This is a genomic window from Micromonospora antibiotica, assembly GCF_017599305.1.
GTDB lineage: Bacteria > Actinomycetota > Actinomycetes > Mycobacteriales > Micromonosporaceae > Micromonospora > Micromonospora antibiotica.
This window is the reverse complement of record NZ_JAGFWR010000013.1, coordinates 1-17,093: the sequence shown is the minus strand read 5'-3', so window position 1 is coordinate 17,093 and position 17,093 is coordinate 1. Positions and strand designations below refer to the sequence as shown.

The following is a 17,093-nucleotide window of genomic DNA, read 5'->3' as shown; positions in this document are numbered from 1 at the left end:
GGCCCTGCCTCCCCGCATCCGGCCAACGGCGGCGGCGCGCCCTCGGCCGGACGAATGGGTGGTGGTGAACCGGATTCCCCAGGGAACCCGAATCATACTTATCTATATTCCTGCTGGCGGCCCTCCGGTGCGGCCGGGGAATCCCGGTCCGGCCGCACCGGACGGCCATCGTGCGCGTGTCCCCGGGCCGGGTGGCCCGGGTGCGCGCCCCTCCACTGCCGACCCCGGCCCGGCCGCGGGGCGCAACCACGGCCGGTCCCTCGCCGGTCGACGGCGGAGGTGCCTGGGTCAGACGGCGAGCGCGGCCAGGGCCGGCTCGACGTCGGTCCACCGTGAACCGAGATCCGCCGAGCGGGTCACCGCGTCCAGCACCAGCTGGACCTGCAACGCGTCGGCGAACGACGGGGTCGGGTCGACACCGTTGGCGACCGCCTCGACGAAGTCGCGCATCTCGTGGGTGAAGGAGTGCTCGTAGCCGATGATGTGGCCCGGCGGCCACCACGCCGCCATGTACGGGTGTTCGGCCTCGGTGACCAGGATCCGGGTGAATCCCTGCTCGGTCGCCGGCCGGGAGGCGTCGTAGAACTCCAACTCGTTGAGGCGTTCCAGGTCGAACACCACCGAGCCGAGCGAACCGTTGATCTCCACCCGGAGGGCGTTCTTACGGCCCGTGGCGAACCGGGTCGCCTCGTACGTGGCCAGTGCCCCGTCGTCGAGCCGGGCCACGAAGATCGCGGCGTCGTCGACGGTGACCGTGCCGGTCGCCGTCGCGGTGCCGTCGACCTCGGCGGCCAGGCCGCTCGACGCACCCGGCAGCGGGCGCTCCTTGACGAACGTCTCGGTCACCGCACTGACCCCGGTGATCCGTTGGCCGGTCACGAACTGGGTCAGGTCGATGATGTGCGCCCCGATGTCACCGAGGGCACCGGAGCCCGCCTTGTCCTTCTGCAGCCTCCAGACCAGGGGGAACTGCGGATCGACGATCCAGTCCTGGAGGTACGTCGCGCGGACGTGCCGGATCGTGCCGAGCCGGCCTTCGGCGACCAGTTGTCGCATCAGCGCGACGGCCGGCACCCGGCGGTAGTTGAACCCGCACATGGACCGGACCCCGGAGGCCCCGGCGGTGGCGGCGGCAGCGGTCATCGCCCGCGCCTCCTCCACCGTGTTGGCCAACGGTTTCTCGCAGATCACGTGCTTGCCGGCGGCGAGCGCGGCAAGGGCGATCTCGGCGTGGCTGTCACCTGGGGTGCAGATGTCGACCACGTCGATGTCGTCCGAGGCGACCAGGGCACGCCAGTCTGTGGTGTGCGTGTCCCAGCCCAGCCGGTCGGCTGCCTCGGCGACCTTCGCGGCGTCCCGGCCGCAGATCTGCGCCATCCGAACCCGGGCAGGCAGTTCGTACACCCGGTTCACGGTGCGCCACGCCTGTGAGTGCGCGGCGCCCATGAACGAGTATCCGATCATGCCGACCCGGAGTTCGCGGTGATGAGTGGACAAGGTGGGTCTCCCCCCGTGTATCAGAACCCGAGCTTGAGGTAGTTGCTCGCGTTCTCCTTGGTGATCGTCTCCGAGGCGAGGACGATCTCCTTGGGCACCTGGAGTTCCACCAGGTCGGACATGCCCTTGCCCTGGCCGATCAGGCGGGCCAGGGAGATGGCCGAGGAGGCCATCGACGGGCTGTAGGTCACGGTCGCCTTGAGCACCGTGTTGTCGGCCTGGATGTCCTCCATGGCCTTCTTCGAGCCGGCGCCGCCGACCATGAAGAACTCCTTGCGGTTGGCCTGGTTGACGGCGGCCAGGACACCGATGCCCTGGTCGTCGTCGTGGTTCCAGATCGCGTCGATCTTGGGCAGCGCCTGGAACAGACCGGTGGCGGCCTGCTGGCCGGAGTCGGCGGTGAACTCCGCCGGCCGCCGGTTGGCCACCTTGAAGCCGGCCGTGGCGAGGGTGTCGGCGAAACCCTTGGACCGCTGCTGGGTCAGCTCCAGCGAGTCGATGCCGGGGATCTCGCCGATGACCGGGGCGCTGACACCCTTGGCCTTGAGCTGCGCCACGATGTAGTTCGCGGCGGCCACACCCATGCCGTAGTTGTCGCCCATGATCTGGAGCCGGTAGGCCAGTGCGTCCGGGAAGGCACGGTCCAGGTTGACCACCGGGATACCGGCCTTCATCGCCTCCAGGCCGAAGGCGTTGAGCTCCTTGCCGTCGTGCGGCAGCACCACGATGACGTCCGGCTTCTGGGCGACCAGGGTGGACAGCGCGGCCCGCTGGGCAGCCGCGTCCGCACCCGCCTCGACGGTCTTGAAGTCCACGTCGGAGTACGCCCCGGCCTGCGCCTTGGCGTTGTTGGTGATGGCGGCGATCCAGCCGTGGTCGGCGGCGGGGGCGGAGAAGCCGATGGTGACCTTCTTGCCGGGGGCGGCGTTGCCACCACCGGAGTTGTCGGCCGCCTTGGTCTGCGCCGCGGTCGGTGTGGACTCGTTGCTGGTGCAACCGGCGAGGAGCACACCGGCGCCGACCGCCGCACCGCCGAAGAGCAACCGGCGACGGGACAGGTCACGGGGCTGGGTCATGACGACCTCCTGAAATGACGGATGGTGGGGGTGAAAAAGGTTGTGCTGATCCCGGCCACCGTCGGTGGCCGCCGGAATTGCGCTGGTGCGAAGGGGTAGGGACGTGCCCGGTCAGGCGGAGGTGGTGGCCTTGTTGCGGCCGAGGAACTGGGTGACGCTGCGGAACTGCACCTGCTGGATCAGGACGGCGCCGACGATGATGCCGCCCTTGACCATGTTCTGCGCCTCGGTGGACAGGCCGTTGATGGCGAAGAGGTTGGTGATGGTGGAGAAGATCAGCACCCCGAGCAGGGAGCCGACGATGGTGCCCCGGCCGCCGCTGAGCAGCGTGCCGCCGATGATGGCCGCGGCGATCGCGTCCAGCTCGTACAGGTTGGCCATGGCCGCCTGGGCGGAGTTGGCCTGCGCGGTCAGCATGATCGCGGCGATGCCGCAGCAGAGCCCGGACAGCGCGTACAACAGCAGGGTGTGCCGCCGCACGTTGATCCCGGCGAGCCGGGCCGCCTCGGGGTTGCCGCCGACGGCGACCGTACGCCGGCCGAAGGTGGTCCGGTTGAGCAGCACCCAGCCGGCGGCGACCACGGCGGCCAGGATGTAGACCAGCAGCGGGATACCGAACAGCTCGGTGCTGGCGATGCCGTTGATGAAGGAGTTGTTCGACACCTGGGTCTGCTTGCCGGAGATCTGTGCGGCCAGGCCCCGGGCGGCGACCATCATGGCCAGCGTGGCGATGAACGCCACCAGCCGGCCGTAGGAGATGAGTATCCCGTTGACCACCCCGACCGCCGTGCCGACCACGATCGCGGTGAAGATCATGCCGCCGGCGCCGTAGCTCTGGGTGGCGAGCGTGGTCGCCCACACCCCGGCGAGGGCGACGATCGCGCCGACCGACAGGTCGATGCCACCGCCGATGATCACGAAGGTCATCCCGACGGTGACCACCCCGACCACCGAGGCGAGCTTGAGGATGGTCAGCGTGTTGCCCCACACCCAGTCCGGGTTGGAGTAGAGATCCCAGCGGGTCGCGGCGCCGATCACGACCAGCACCACCAGCACGCCGATCAGGCCGAGGTTACGCTTCGCGCCCTCACCCCCGTCGCCCTGCCAGAAGGACAACCCGCCCGTCCGTGGCTTCTCCTTGAGCGACGCCGTCACCGCCGGGTCGACCGGCGGGGACTGCGCCGGCAGGTCCGCCGGCCGGTCCGGTGTCGCGGTCCCGGTCGACTCACTCATGCCGTCACCTCGTTATGTCCACTGCGCTCGCTCATGCCGGCGCGCCTTCCATCAGAGACCCCGCCATGACGAGGTCGAGCACGGTGTTCTCGTCCAGTTCGCCGGCGGGCGCCTCGCGCACCATCCGGCCCTCGCGCATCACCAGCACCCGGTCGGCCAGACCGAGCACCTCGGGTACCTCGCTGGAGACCAGCAGCACGCCGACCCCCTGGGCGGCCAGGCCACGGATCACCCGGTACAGCTCGGCCCGGGCCCCCACGTCCACCCCCCGGGTCGGCTCGTCGAGCAGCAGCAGCCGGGTGTCGCCGAGCAGCCAGCGCCCGACCACCACCTTCTGCTGGTTGCCGCCGGACAGGGTGCGTACCGCCCGGCGCACGTCGTTGGGCCGGAGCTGGAGTTCGTCGGCGATCCGTTCCGCCTCGGCCCGCTCCCGCCCGGCGTTGGTGAAGCCGAGGCGGGCGTACCGGGAGAAGGTCGCCAGGGTGACGTTGCGGTGGATCGGCTCGCCGAGCAGCAACGCCTGGCTCTTCCGCTCCTCCGGGGCCATGCCCATGCCGGCCCGTACCGCCGCGCCGACGCTGCCCGGTCGCAGGATCCGGCCGCCCATCCGGATGGTGCCGGACTCGGCGCGGCGGGCCCCGTAGATCGTCTCCAGCAGCTCCGAGCGCCCGGAGCCGACCAGGCCGGCGATGCCGACGATCTCACCGGGACGGACGCTGAGCGAGACGTCGGCGAACTCACCGGTGCGGCTCAGCCCCTCGACCCGCAGCAGCTCGTCACCGGCGGTCGGCGCGGTCGGGCGGTCCGGGAAGACGTACTCGATGTTCCGGCCGGTCATCCGGGCGACCAGGTCGCGGGTCGGGGTGTCGCGGGCCGGCAGGTTCGCCGCCGTGGTCCGGCCGTCCTTCAGTACGGTGACCCGGTCGCCGATCTCGCGGATCTCCTCCATCCGGTGCGAGATGTAGATGACCGCGATGCCCTGGGCGGTGAGTTCCCGGATGATCCGGAACAGGTTGTCGACCTCGTCGTGGGCCAGCACCGCGCTCGGCTCGTCCATGATGATCAGTCGGGCCTCGTGGGACAGCGCGCGGGCCATGCTGACCACCTGCTTGCCGGCGGCCGGCAGCGCGCGCACCATCCGGCCGGGCGGGATCTCGCCGTGGCCGAGCCGGCTCAGGATCTCCCGGGTACGCCGGGCCATGTGGCCGCGCCGGACGAACCCGGCGACCTTGGGCTCGTGGCCGAGGAAGGCGTTCTCCGCGACCGAGAGGTCCTCGACCAGGTCGAGTTCCTGGTAGATGGTGGCGATGCCGGCGCGCATGGCGGCCTGCGGGTTGGCGAAGTGCACCGGCTCACCGCGCCACTGCACCTGGCCGGAGTCCGGCCGGTGCACCCCGGCGAGCACCTTGATCAGGGTCGACTTGCCGGCGCCGTTCTGCCCGAGCAGGCAGTGCACCTCACCGGCCCGCACCTCCAACTGCACGCCGTCGAGGGCGCGTACCCCGGGGAAGGTCTTGACCACGTCGGTCAGCCGGAGCACCACCTCACCGGCGACGGTGTCGGCGGGCGCCTCGACCAGCGGGGCCTTGTCCCCGGCGGCGGTCGGTTCGGTACTCATCGCGCGTCCTCCGTTCGCGACTGCGGGGCTCGCAAAACCGGCTCACTCCTCGCGCTCACCCGCGTCTGCCTCGTTCGCGACTGCGGGGCTCGCAAAACCGGCTCACTCCTCGCGCTCACCCGCGTCTCCTTCGTTCGCGACTGCGGGGCTCGCAAAACCGGCTCACTCCTCGCGCTCACCCGCGTCTCCTTCGTTCGCGACTGCGGGGCTCGCAAAACCGGCTCACTCCTCGCGCTCACGATGCCTCCCCGAAGGCGACGTCGCTGGCGAGGACGGCCGCGCCGGCCACTCCGGCGCGCGGTCCCAGCTCGGACAGGACGACCGGCAGGTTGCCGGTGGCCAGCGGCAGCGATCGGCGGTAGACCACGCTGCGGATCTCGGCGAGCAGGATGTGCCCGAGGTGGGCCAGCCCGCCGCCGATGACGATCATCGACGGGTTGGTGAAGCTGACCAGCCCGGCCAGCACCTGCCCGACCCGGCGACCCCCGTCGCGGATCAGCTGGATGCAGGTGACGTCCCCCTCGATCGCCGCCTCGGCGACGTCGCGGGCGGAGACGGCACCCCGGGCGGCGAGCCGCTCGGCCAGCGCGGGCGAGGCGCCGGTACGCGCGGCGACGCCGGCCTCCCGGGCCAGGGCCGCTCCGCTGAAGAGCGCCTCCAGGCAACCGGCGTTGCCGCAGGAGCAGGTCGGCCCCCCGGCGTCGACCTGGATGTGCCCGATGTCCCCCGCGCACCCGTCGGTGCCCCGGTAGACGTCGCCGCTGAGGTAGATCCCACACCCTATTCCGGTGCCGATCTTGATGAAGAGGAAGTCGTCGACCGAGTGCGCCACCCCCCCGTGCCGCTCCCCGATCGCCATGATGTTGACGTCGTTGTCGACCACCGCCGGGCAGCCGTGCTCCCGGCTGAGCAGCTCACGCACGGGGTAGCGGTCCCAGCCGGGCATGATCGGCGGCGACACCGGCAACCCGTCGCGGAAGCTCACCGGCCCGGGGACCCCGACGCCGACGCCGTTGAGCCGCTCGTACGCCCCGTCCACCCGGGCCTTGTGCAGCAGGTCGTTGACCCGGTGCAGGATGGCCTTCGGGCCGGAGCGGATGTCGGCGACCTCGGCGTACGCGGCGACCGGCTCCAGCCGCCCGTTGACCACCTCGACGTCGATCGAGCTGGCGCCCATGTCCACGGCGGCGAACCGGAGGTCGGGGTTCAGCTCGACCAGGGTGGAGCGACGACCGCCGCGGGAGGCGGCCAGTCCGGCCTCGGCCACCAGGCCCAGCCCGACCAGGCGCTCCAACTCGGCGAGGAGCCGGGGACGGGGCATCTGCAACCGGTCGCCCAGCTCTGCCCGGGACGCGGGCCCCTCGTCGCGGAGCAGCCGCAACAGCTGCACATGCAGGGGATCTGCCGCCCGCACGGGACTCACCTCCGTCTCAGGGTTCACATTGACGTCACGCCGATGTGTTGTGGTCGACACAGTAGGAGAGTTCCGAGGCGCATGTCCATACCTTCAGTCGTTCCGCCGGCAACTTTTGTCCGAAAGAACAAAAGCTACTAGTGGATCAAGAAAAGGTTGACAGACTGAGAAACATCCGCAACGACCTGCAACCACCACCGGGTGACCCTCGCACACCGGCCCCGCTCCGCGCGGCCGAAGCACTACCGGATCAGGCCGACCGTGACAAGTGGCCGCCCCGCCACGAAGACGCGGCGGGGCGGGGCAGGCGGGGCGGGGCGCGGCAGACGCGGGTGGGCGGGGCGGTGCAGGGCAGGCGGGGCGGGGCGCGGCCGGCGCGGGTGGGCGGGGCAGGGCGCGGCCGGCGCGGGTGGCGACGCAGGCGGGGCGGCGTGGGGCAGGCGGGGCGGCGTGGGGTCGCCGGTGGGTCAGCGGCCGGGGGCGGCGTTGCGCTTCTTACGCAGCTTGCGGTCGTCGCGCAGCTCGACGTACGGCTCCTCGTCGGGGTCGTGGCCGGCGGAGATGGCCCGGCCCCGCTCCAGCTCGGCGTCGAACTCCGCACCGAGCAGGATCGCGATGTTGCTCAGCCAGAGCCAGACCAGGAAGATGATCACGCCGGCCAGCGCGCCGTAGGTCTTGTTGTAGGACCCGAAGTTGCTCACGTACAGGGCGAACAGGCCGGAGACGAGCAGCCAGAGCAGCACCGCCAGCACGCCACCCGGGCTGACCCAGCGGAACCCGCCGTGCCGGGCGTTCGGCGACGCCCAGTAGAGGATCGCGAACATCAGGCTGACCAGCACCAGCAGCACCGGCCACTTGGCGATGTTCCACACCGTCAGCGCCGTGGAGCCGAGCCCGATGGCGTTGCCGACCTGCTCGGCGAGGCCGCCGGTGAAGACCACGATCACCGCGGCGGCGAGCAGCAGCACCCCCACCAGGGCGGTCACCCCGAGCCGGATGGGCAGGGTCTTCCACACCGGCCGCCCCTCCGGCACGTCGTAGATGCTGTTCGAGGCGCGCATGAACGCGCCCACGTAGCCGGAGGCCGACCAGAAGGCGGCGACCAGACCGATGATCGCGGCGACGCTGGCCAGCCCACCGGACTGGCCGGCCTGGTCGATCGCGGTCTCGATGATGGTCCGGATGTTCTCCTCCGGCACCACCTGGCCGACCGTGTCCCGGACCCCGCTGGTGGCCCGCTCGCCGAGCAGACCGAGGATCGAGATCAGCACCAGCATCCCGGGGAAGATCGACAGCACCCCGTAGTAGGTCAGCGCGGCGGCCCAGTCGGTCAGGCTGTCCTCCTGGAACTCCCGCCCGGTGCGCTTGAGCGCCGCCTTCCAGTCCGCCCGGTGCAGGTCGGCGGGGCTGTCCGGGCCGTCGTCGGGACCCACCGGCCGGGTACGGAGGTCCGCGTCCCGCCGGTCACCTCGCCGTCGGTCATCGGCCACGGACTCGCCGGACACGCGCTCGCCCGACGGGCGGTCACCGGCCGTTCGGTCACCCGACCGGTCCCGGTCACGCCGGGCTGCGGTCACGGTGGCCGCGTCGTCGCGGTCGGCGTGGGTCTCGTCGGAGGCCATCGCCCCTCCTCGGGGATCTGCGGGTGTCGCCCTCCGACATGCCCCACCGACCCCGCGGACTAAACCGGCAGCACAGACCCGTCACCTCCCCGGCAGACGACGACCAATCCCAGACAGGGGCCCTCGACCAGCCGCTCCGGCGAGGGTTCATGATCATGGGATCGAACCCAGCCGCGTTGATCTGTGCGCAACCTGTTTCAACATCGCAAGTTTGCTATAGTCAGCAAGTGTCCTGGCCAGTCTTCTACCACCCTGAGGCCGAAACCGAGCTTCACGCCCTCCCCACCACCAAACAAGCAGCAATCGGTCACGTGGTCGAGAAGTTGGAAAGCCAGGGCGTGAACCTCGGCTACCCCCACTCAAGCTCCATCAAGACTGCGAACGGCCTACGGGAACTGCGCCCACGTGGTGGACGCAGCCAATGGCGAGCCATCTACGGACAGGCCGGCGCCGCGTTCATCGTCGGAGCAATCGACCCTGAAGCCAGCGTCAACCAGCGAAGATTCAACCGAGCAGTGCCAGCCGCAGAACAGAGGATCAAAGACATAGAGGACGCGTGATGAAGCTCTCCGACCTGAAAACCTCGCAGCAAGTCATCGACGAACGCCGCAAGGATCCGGCGTTCCGCGCCGAGTGGGACCGGACAGCATTCGCCCGCGACGTGGCTCTCCGCATCGTGAAGTACCGCGAAGACAACGGTCTCACCCAGACTGCCCTGGCGCGCATGGTGGGCATGACCCAGTCCGTCATTGCTCGCTTGGAGTCCGGCGACCAGCCCCCCTCCATCGCCACCTTGGCGAAGCTCTCCAAAGGGACCGGCATGAGCTTCGACATCAAAATCACCCACGGTGCGGTCGAGTTCATAACCGCATAGCCCTTGAGTCTTCTGGCGAGACTCCGGGGCAACCTTCCCCACCGTCGAAAGCGATGCACCGGTCACGTCCCCGGGGGCGTTCCGCCAAGTAGCAGGGACTTGCTCTGCATCGCTGGCCTCAACTCACCCTGGCGGACAGGAGCCTGGGCGCTGCGGGCTGAGGGCAGGGGTTTCCGCAGGATTGTGGAGATTTATTGTCGCTGGAGCGACAACAAATCTCCACAAGGACGGCGGCCCCGAGGGGAACCCGGGGTGGTGGCCCTGCTCGGAGAACGCAGCGCCACGAGTCTCCGCCGTCATGGCCGGCCGCCCACCCGTGCCACGAACGCGCACCATGCCTGCGGCTCGAAGGCCAGCACCGGCCCGCCCGGATCCTTGGAATCACGCACGACCACCACGCCAGCCAGGTTATCGGCCACCTCGACACAGGCACCGCCGCCACCGTTGCTGCGGGTGCTCTTGCGCCACCGGGCGTCGCTCAGATCCATGTTTCCGCCACCTCCGATATCAACTCGATGGACTGCTGCTGCGAAAGTGTCGCACCGCGGATCGACTCCCATACCTCGACCACCTCGCGCAGGTAGTCGGTGCGGTCGACCACCTGCCCGTGACGCTGCCCCTCCAGGTAGACGACGTCCTCGCCGGTGGGCGCGGTGGCAATCACCAAGGGGCCGTCAAGGCCGGGGTAGGCACCGGCGGAGAGCGGCACGACCTGGATTCGGACCCTCGGCAGAGTCGTGCCGAGCTTCACCAGATGCTGCAACTGCTCGCACATCACCTGCGGCTCACCGACCCGGCGGCGCAACACGTACTCGTCGATGACGGCAGTGAGCAGCGGCGGCCGGTCCCGGGTGAGCACGATCTGGCGTTCGATTCGCGTAGCCACCTGCTGTTCGATTTCGTCGGCACCGAATAGCCCGGCACCGACCAGAATGGCGCGGGCATATTCTTCGGTCTGGAGCAGACCGGGCACATAGAGCGGCTCGAACCAGCGGAACGCCCGCGCCTCCGCCTCCACTGCCGTCCAGTCCCGGGCCCACGGCACCACGGTTTCCCGGCTGATCCGTTTCTGGATGCGCTCGAAGCGGCCGTCGGTGGTGAACACCGTGTCGCAGCGGCGCGCGAAGTCCAGGCTCGGCCGGCGTTCGCAGGTCTCCACCTTGGCCACCAGCGCGCCCGAATAGCTCAGCGCCTCGGCCAGCGTCGCCTGGGACATGCCGTTGGCGGCCCGCACGAGCCGCAACTCCTCCGCGAAGTGGTCCAGCATGGACGAACGTTCCACCAGACAGCCTCCGTACATCCTCGTACCATTCCGGGTCGACCGGTCCACGCCTGGGCCGTCGGCAGGTCGAACCTCCCACCGTAGTCGGATCATCAACAGACTGTCACCCAGCGGGACCGCTCCCGGGATCGGACGGTGGGCGGAACCAGGCCGGGAGCGTCCGTCGGTGTCGTCGGCGGGCGCTCCCCTCCACCAGTGACGGAGGCTCGACCATGCGCCAGACCAGCCGGCTCCGCTGCGGATTCCCGCGTCACCCCCACCCCCGCAGCGGCCGGCCAGGGGTGCGCTGATGCCCCGGTACCGCCCACATGTCGCGGCCCGCCCCTCCTGGCGTTGCCGGGTGTGCGGGGCGGCCTGGCCGTGCTCGCCGGCCCGGTTGGCGCTGCTCGGCGAGTACCGCGAGGATCGCACCGCCCTGCTGTTCTATCTGGGCACCCTGTTGGGCGAGGCGATGAGCGATCTCGCCACCCTGCACGACGGTGTCGCCCCACCCGACCTGACCGCACGCTTTGTGACCTGGGCAAGAACCCGCTGACCCGGTCGGTATCGGTCCGCCTGGCTCGGCCTCGGTCGGTATCGGTCGGTCTGGCCGGTCACCACGATCTCGCCGCGCCGGGCTCGAACCGCACCGCCGACCCCGGCCCCCCGCGACCATGATCGACTCAACGGGGCCGAGATGGCGGCATCCGCCTCGCGGCGACCACGCGACCTGGCCGGAGTTGCGAGACGTACCCGCCGAGAGTCAGAGGTCGGCCGGGGCGGTGGCGGCGCGGGCGGCGGCGACCAGTTGGTCGGTCTCGGCGCGGACCCCGTCGGCGTCGACCGGGGTGCCGGGTTCGTAGCGGACCGTCCAGGTCAGACCGTCCGCCCCGGCCACCCGCCGGGCCGCGATCCGCCCCGAGCCGTCGGGCACCGGGTGCTGCTGGGTGTACGCCACCGAGCGGGTCACCCGCGCCCGCACCTGGTGCGGCAGGTCCCCCGGATCGAGCAGCAGGTACGTCTCGACGGGACCGTCGGCGACCACCAGGTAACCGTCCCGCTCGTCGATCGTCTCCGCCACCGTGACGGTCAGCTCCCGCTCGGACCAGACGGCCTTGAGGATGTCGTGCCAGCCCAGCCGCTCCGCCCGACCGGGCAGCCAGAGCCCGAGGTTGGTCGCCACCAGCACCCCGCCGCCACCGGAACCGGTACCGGCCGACGCACCGCCGACAGCCGACGCACCGCCAACGACCGACGGGCCGGCGACAGCCGACGGGCCGGCGACGGCGGACCCTCCGTCAACGGAAGACGCACCGTCAGCGGCAGGCACATCGTCGGCGGGCGGCGGGCCGGTGGCAGCCGACGGGCCGGCAGTGACAGACGCACCGTCAGCGGCAGGCACATCGTCGGCGGGCGGCGGGCCGGCGACAGCCGACGGGCCGGCAGGCACATCGTCGGTGGGCGGTGCGTCGTTGCTGGCGCCGTTGCCAGCGGCGGCCCAGGCCAGCACCCGTTCCCCGGCGGTCAGGGCGGGGCGGGCGGCGGCGGGCAGCTTGGGCTTGCGGCCGAACAGTCCCATCAGAGTCCTCCCGCGGCCTGCTCGCGTAGGGCCCGCGCATGCTGTTCCAGCGAGAGCAGTTCCCCGAAGAGGGCGAAATACTCGTCCTTCTGGTTGACCGGGTTGATCCGCTGGATCTTGGACTTCAGGTCCCTGATCCGGGCGGTCACCGAGCCCCACTGCAACTGGGCGAGGGTGCTGGAGACGTACCTCGGATCGGGTTCGCCGTCGATCCGCAGCGGCTCCACCGCCAGCTCACCGACGAGCGCCTGGGCGGCCAGGTCCTCGCAGGCGTCCCGCACGGCACCGATCCACACCGCGCCGCCGGCCGCCACCGCCACCCCGCCGGCCGCCGCGATCGCCGTACGGACCGCGACGTGCACCGGGTGCCGGTACTCGGCGGCCTCGACGGCGTCGAACATCGGGCCGGCGAGGACCGGCACCTGGAGGGCGAGCTTCAACGCCTCCCGCTCGACCATCGACTCCGGGCTGTCCACGGCGGGCACGGCCGGACGGGTCCGACCCCGGGGCGGGGCGGCAGCCTCCCGTTCACCCGGGGAGTTGGCGGCGGCCAGCACCGCCCGCTGCACCGGCTCGATCTCCATGCCGAGGTCACCGGCGAGCTTGCGGACGTACTCGGGACGTTTCTCCCGATCCTTGATCTTGGCAACCAGGGGCGCGGCCCGGCGCATCGCCTCGACCCGGCCGTCCACCGTGTCCAGGTCGTAGCGGTTGATCACGTGCCGGAGGGCGAAGTCGACGAGCGGCTCGCGGCGGGCCACCAGGTCACGGATCGCCAGGTCACCCTTTGCCAACCGCAGGTCGCACGGGTCCATGTTGTCCGGGCTGACCGCGATGAAGGTACGCCCGACGAAGCGCTGGTCGTCCTCGAAGGCACGCAGCGCGGCCTTCTGCCCGGCGGCGTCCCCGTCGAAGGTGAAGATCACCTCACCGGCCACCGCGTCGGTGTCGAGCAGCAGCCGGCGCAGCACGCCGATGTGGTCGGCGCCGAAGGCGGTGCCGCAGGTCGCCACGGCGGTCGGGACCCCGGCCAGGTGGCAGGCCATCACGTCGGTGTAACCCTCGACGACGACCACCCGGCCCTGCTTGGCGATCTCCCGTTTGGCCTGGTCGATGCCGTAGAGCACGTGCGACTTCTTATAGATCGGCGTCTCGGGGGTGTTGAGGTATTTCGGGCCGTCGTCGTCGTCGAAGAGTTTCCGCGCCCCGAAGCCGATCACATCACCGGCGATGTCGCGGATCGGCCACATCAGCCGGCGACGGAACCGGTCGATCAGGGTGCCCGAGCGCGACGGCCGGGACAACCCGCCGGTCACCAGCTCGTCATGGGTGAACCCCTGCTGACGCAGGTGCTTGGTGAGCAGGTCCCAGGCGTCCGGGGCGAAACCGCACCCGTACCGCTGCGCGGCGGCCCGGTCGAAACCGCGCCGGGCCAGGAACTCCCGGGCCGGGCGGGCGCCGGCCGTGGTGAGCTGCGCCTGATAGAACTCCACGGCGGCGGCGTGCGCGGCCACCAGCCGCTGCTTCTGCCCCTGCTGCGGACGGGCCCGGGGCGCGGCCTGGTCACCCTCGACGTAGCGCAGCTGGATGCCGACCCGGTCGGCGAGCCGCTCGACGGACTCGACGAAGGTGAGATGCTCGGCGTCCATCAGGAACTTGATCGCGTCGCCACCGACGCCGCAACCGAAGCAGTAGAAGACGTTACGGGCCGGTGAGACGTTGAACGACGGGCTCTTCTCGTCGTGGAACGGGCACAGGCCCTTGAGGTTGCCGCCACCGGCCGACTTCAGGGTCACCGTGTCCGAGATCACCTCGGCGATGGAGGCACGCTCGCGGACCAACGCGATGTCCTCGTCCCTGATCCGCCCAGCCATGCGGTGCCACCCCCTCGGCCCTCCATCCTGCCCTGCCGGACCGACGATCCGTCGGGCGGGGGACGGGCGGCTGGCGAACGCCCGGCTCAGCGGGGAGGACGGTGCAGCCAGTGGGTGACCGGGGGTGGGTTCTCCTCGTCGTACGACCGGGCGGCCCGCACGGCGGCGGACAGGCCGGACCGGCGTCCCCGGTCCGGGTGCGGGTTGACCGCCGGGTCCCGGGCCATGTCACGCAGCAGCGCCACGGCGAGCCCGAGCATCACCACCACGAACGGCAGCGCCACCATGATGGTCGCCTGTTGCAGGGCGGCCAGGCCCCCGGCGAGCAGCAGCGCGGCGGCGACCGCCCCGATCAGCACCCCCCAGAGCACCACGAGTACGCGGTGCGGGCGCAGTGCGCCGCCCGACGTGAGCGCCCCCAGCACCAGCGACGCCGAGTCGGCGCTGGTCACGAAGTAGAGCGCGATGAGCACCATGGCCAGCACACTGGTGACGGTCCCCAGCGGGAGCGCGTCCAGCAGCCCGAACAGCGCCTGCTCACTGCCCGCCCCGACGTCCGCCACCAGATCGCGGGTGCCGCTGGCCTGGGTACGCAGGGCGCTGCCGCCCATGATCGCGAACCAGATCGCGCTGGCCCCGCTGGGCACCAGCAGTACCCCGACCAGGAACTGACGCACGGTCCGCCCGCGTGAGATCCGCGCGATGAAGGTGCCGACGAACGGCGCCCAGGAGATCCACCAGGCCCAGTAGAAGATCGTCCAGGACCCGAGCCACGCCGGGTCGGAGAACGCGCCGGTACGGGTGGACATGAACACCAGGCTGCTGAGGTAGTCACCGACCGATGCGGGCAGCACCTCCAGCGTGTAGATCGTCGGCCCCACCACGAACACGAAGACCATCAGCGCCACGGCCAGCAGGACGTTGGTGGTGGACAGCCACTTGACCCCCCGGTGCAGGCCGGAGAAGGCCGAGACGACGAAGGCCAGGGTCAGCGCGCCGATCACGGTCAGTTCCACCGACCGGGTGTCCGGTACGCCGGCCACCAGGTCCAGACCGGCGGCCACCTGGAGCGCGCCGAGGCCGAGGCTGGTGGCCGAACCGAAGACCGTGGCGAACACGGCGAGCAGGTCGATGGCCCGACCGGCCACCCCGTCGGCCCGCGCGCCGAGCAGCGGGTGGAACGCGGCCGAGATCCGGTTGTCCCGCCCCTTGCGGAACGTCGAGTACGCCAGCGCCAGCGCGGTGACGGCGTAGATCGCCCACGGGTGCAGCGTCCAGTGGAAGAGCGTGTACTGCATGGCCGCTGCGGCGGCACCCGGGGTCTGTGCCCCGACGCCGGTGGCCGGCGGCGGGGTGGCGTAGTGCTGGATCGGCTCGGCCACCGCGAAGAAGACCAGACCGATGCCCATCCCCGCGCTGAACATCATGGCGACCCAGGCCAGCGTGTCGAACTCCGGCTGGTCGTCGTCGGCGCCCAGCCGGATCCGGCCGTAGCGGGAGGCCGCAATGACCACCGCGAGCACCAGGAAGGCGTCCGCCGCGACGACGAAGAACCAGCCGAAGGTGCCGATCACCCAGGCCAGCCCGGACTCGCCGAAGTCGGCCAGCGAACCGCGCGCGGACACCCCCAGAGAACGACCGCCAGCACCCCGCCGACGCCCAGGGTGAGCACCACCGGGTCGGGCCTGCCACCCGCCCGCGCATCCACGTCCCGCGCCCGCTCAGCCATGGTCACATCGTCCCGCCCGGTGACCCCGACAGCAGGCGATTGCGCCCATTCCCACGACCCGTGGGCGGTGCTCAGGCCAGGACTTCGGCCCTCTCGGCCTCCACCTGGCTCAGGTCAGGACTTCGGCCCCCTCGGCCCCCACCTGGCGGTGCTCAGGTAAGGACTTCGGCCTCCTCGGCCCTCACCTGGCGGTGCTCAGGTCAGAACTTCGGCTTCCTCGGCCTCCACCTGACGGTTCCAGTCCGGCTTGGTGGAGCGCCAGCCCTCGTCGTCCATGCCGCGTCGCCAGTAGCCGGAGATCGACAGCGCTTCCCGGGGCACCGACCGCTCGACCCGCAGCAGCCGGCGCAGCTCCTTGACGAACGTGGCCTCGCCGTGCACGAAGGCGTGCACCCGGCCGGGCGGGAACTCCAGCTCCCGTACCGCCGCGACCAGGGCCTCGCCGACCGGTCGGCCGGCCCGGTGCAGCCAGGTCAACGCCACCGCGCCGGGGCTGGGCAACGACTGCTCGTCGGCCGGGTCGGCGATCTCGACCAGGACGACCGCCGGGGCACCCTCGGGCAGCCGCTCCAACGCGGCGCCGATCGCCGGCAGGGCACTCTCGTCACCCACCAGCAGGTGCCAGTCCGCCGTCGGGTCCGGCGCGTACGCCCCGCCGGGGCCGGTGAACAGCACCTCGTCGCCGGGCCGCAGCCGGGCCGCCCACGGACCGGCCAACCCCTCGTCGCCGTGGTGCACCACGTCGATGGTCAACTCACCGGCCGCCGCGTCCCAGGCCCGCACGGTGTACGCGCGCAGCCGGGGCCACTGCTCCCGGGGCAGCTCCCGCTTGATCGCCGTCAGGTCCAGCGGCCTCGGCAGGTCCACCCCCTCGGGCGGAAAGACCAGCTTGACGTAGTGGTCGGTGAACTCTCCCACCGGCAGCCCGACCAACTCCTCCCCACCGAGAACGAGCCGGACCAGGTGCGGGGTGGGCCGTCCGACCCGCACCACCCGCGCCGCAGTAACCATCTTGGAGCGCTCCGCCATAAAACTAAGGCTACCCTAACTCCCCCACCCTCTCCCCCCACCCCCCTCCTCCGCCCCCGCTCCCCGCCCACCCCCACCCCTCCGCCCCGCCCCGGCCCGCCCCGGTGATCAAGAGGTTTGCGTCACCCTCTCCGGCGATCAAGAGGTTTGCGTCAATCCAGCGAGGCGGGGTCAAGGGGTGAGTGCAATCGTTAGGGGACGATGAGTTGTGCGAGGCGTTGGGCTGGTGTGTTCCAGTCGAGTGTTTCGCGGGGTCGGGTGTTGAGTTCGTGGGCGACTTCGTCGAG

General features: G+C 70.9%; 13 protein-coding genes and 2 pseudogenes. 3 read left to right on the top strand and 12 right to left on the bottom strand.

Features of this window, described 5'->3' with window-relative positions; translation table 11 throughout:
- Positions 1–288: 288 nt before the first annotated feature.
- From JQN83_RS20885 to JQN83_RS20860, 6 genes are all read right to left on the bottom strand, one after another.
- The gene (locus JQN83_RS20885; protein WP_208568943.1) at positions 289–1,464 is read right to left on the bottom strand and encodes a Gfo/Idh/MocA family protein; all 1,176 of its coding nucleotides are present in this window, start codon (positions 1,462–1,464) and stop codon (positions 289–291) included.
- Between the two features lie 53 nt (positions 1,465–1,517).
- Positions 1,518–2,573, bottom strand: coding sequence for a substrate-binding domain-containing protein (locus JQN83_RS20880; protein ID WP_208568829.1), 1,056 nt, complete (start codon positions 2,571–2,573; stop codon positions 1,518–1,520).
- Between the two features lie 111 nt (positions 2,574–2,684).
- The gene (locus JQN83_RS20875; RefSeq protein ID WP_208568828.1) at positions 2,685–3,806 is read right to left on the bottom strand and encodes an ABC transporter permease; all 1,122 of its coding nucleotides are present in this window, start codon (positions 3,804–3,806) and stop codon (positions 2,685–2,687) included.
- 31 nt (positions 3,807–3,837) lie between these two features.
- On the bottom strand, positions 3,838–5,424 hold the full coding sequence (locus JQN83_RS20870) for a sugar ABC transporter ATP-binding protein (RefSeq protein ID WP_244252905.1): 1,587 nt from the start codon (positions 5,422–5,424) through the stop codon (positions 3,838–3,840).
- Positions 5,425–5,659: 235 nt separating this feature from the next.
- Entirely contained in the window at positions 5,660–6,838 is a 1,179-nt protein-coding gene (locus tag JQN83_RS20865; RefSeq protein ID WP_208568827.1) for an ROK family transcriptional regulator, read from the bottom strand.
- A 467-nt stretch (positions 6,839–7,305) separates the two neighbouring features.
- Positions 7,306–8,460: a YihY/virulence factor BrkB family protein gene (locus JQN83_RS20860; RefSeq protein ID WP_244252904.1), complete on the bottom strand. Its 1,155-nt coding sequence runs from the start codon at positions 8,458–8,460 to the stop codon at positions 7,306–7,308.
- A 227-nt stretch (positions 8,461–8,687) separates the two neighbouring features.
- On the opposite strand from JQN83_RS20860, the gene JQN83_RS20855 reads away from it, so the two are divergent.
- Both JQN83_RS20855 and JQN83_RS20850 read left to right on the top strand, forming a co-directional pair.
- A complete protein-coding gene (locus JQN83_RS20855) occupies positions 8,688–9,020 on the top strand; it encodes a type II toxin-antitoxin system RelE/ParE family toxin (protein ID WP_208568826.1) in 333 nt (110 codons plus the stop codon).
- Positions 9,020–9,334 (top strand): helix-turn-helix domain-containing protein, encoded by a 315-nt coding sequence (locus tag JQN83_RS20850; protein WP_208568825.1) that lies wholly within the window; start codon positions 9,020–9,022, stop codon positions 9,332–9,334. The genes JQN83_RS20855 and JQN83_RS20850 overlap by 1 nt, the downstream gene beginning before the upstream one ends.
- 296 nt (positions 9,335–9,630) lie before the next feature.
- Here the strand turns inward: JQN83_RS20850 and JQN83_RS20845 are convergent, their stop codons facing one another.
- Both JQN83_RS20845 and JQN83_RS20840 read right to left on the bottom strand, forming a co-directional pair.
- A complete protein-coding gene (locus JQN83_RS20845; protein ID WP_208568824.1) occupies positions 9,631–9,822 on the bottom strand; it encodes a DUF397 domain-containing protein in 192 nt (63 codons plus the stop codon).
- Positions 9,813–10,601, bottom strand: coding sequence for a helix-turn-helix domain-containing protein (locus JQN83_RS20840; protein ID WP_208568823.1), 789 nt, complete (start codon positions 10,599–10,601; stop codon positions 9,813–9,815). Before JQN83_RS20840 ends, JQN83_RS20845 begins: the two co-directional genes overlap by 10 nt.
- A gap of 304 nt (positions 10,602–10,905) precedes the next feature.
- Here JQN83_RS20840 and JQN83_RS20835 point away from each other — a divergent pair, with 304 nt between their 5' ends.
- A complete protein-coding gene (locus JQN83_RS20835) occupies positions 10,906–11,151 on the top strand; it encodes a flavin reductase (protein WP_208568822.1) in 246 nt (81 codons plus the stop codon).
- Positions 11,152–11,358: 207 nt separating this feature from the next.
- Here the strand turns inward: JQN83_RS20835 and JQN83_RS20830 are convergent.
- From JQN83_RS20830 to JQN83_RS20815, 4 genes and pseudogenes are all read right to left on the bottom strand, one after another.
- Positions 11,359–11,817 (bottom strand): annotated as a pseudogene (locus JQN83_RS20830) (hypothetical protein); the annotation flags it as partial.
- A 356-nt stretch (positions 11,818–12,173) separates the two neighbouring features.
- A complete protein-coding gene (gene dnaG, locus JQN83_RS20825) occupies positions 12,174–14,048 on the bottom strand; it encodes a DNA primase (RefSeq protein WP_208568821.1) in 1,875 nt (624 codons plus the stop codon).
- 86 nt (positions 14,049–14,134) lie between these two features.
- Positions 14,135–15,777: pseudogene (locus JQN83_RS20820) on the bottom strand (BCCT family transporter).
- 195 nt (positions 15,778–15,972) lie between these two features.
- Positions 15,973–16,806, bottom strand: a complete 834-nt coding sequence (locus tag JQN83_RS20815; protein ID WP_208568820.1) for a siderophore-interacting protein — start codon at positions 16,804–16,806, stop codon at positions 15,973–15,975.
- Positions 16,807–17,093: the final 287 nt, after the last annotated feature.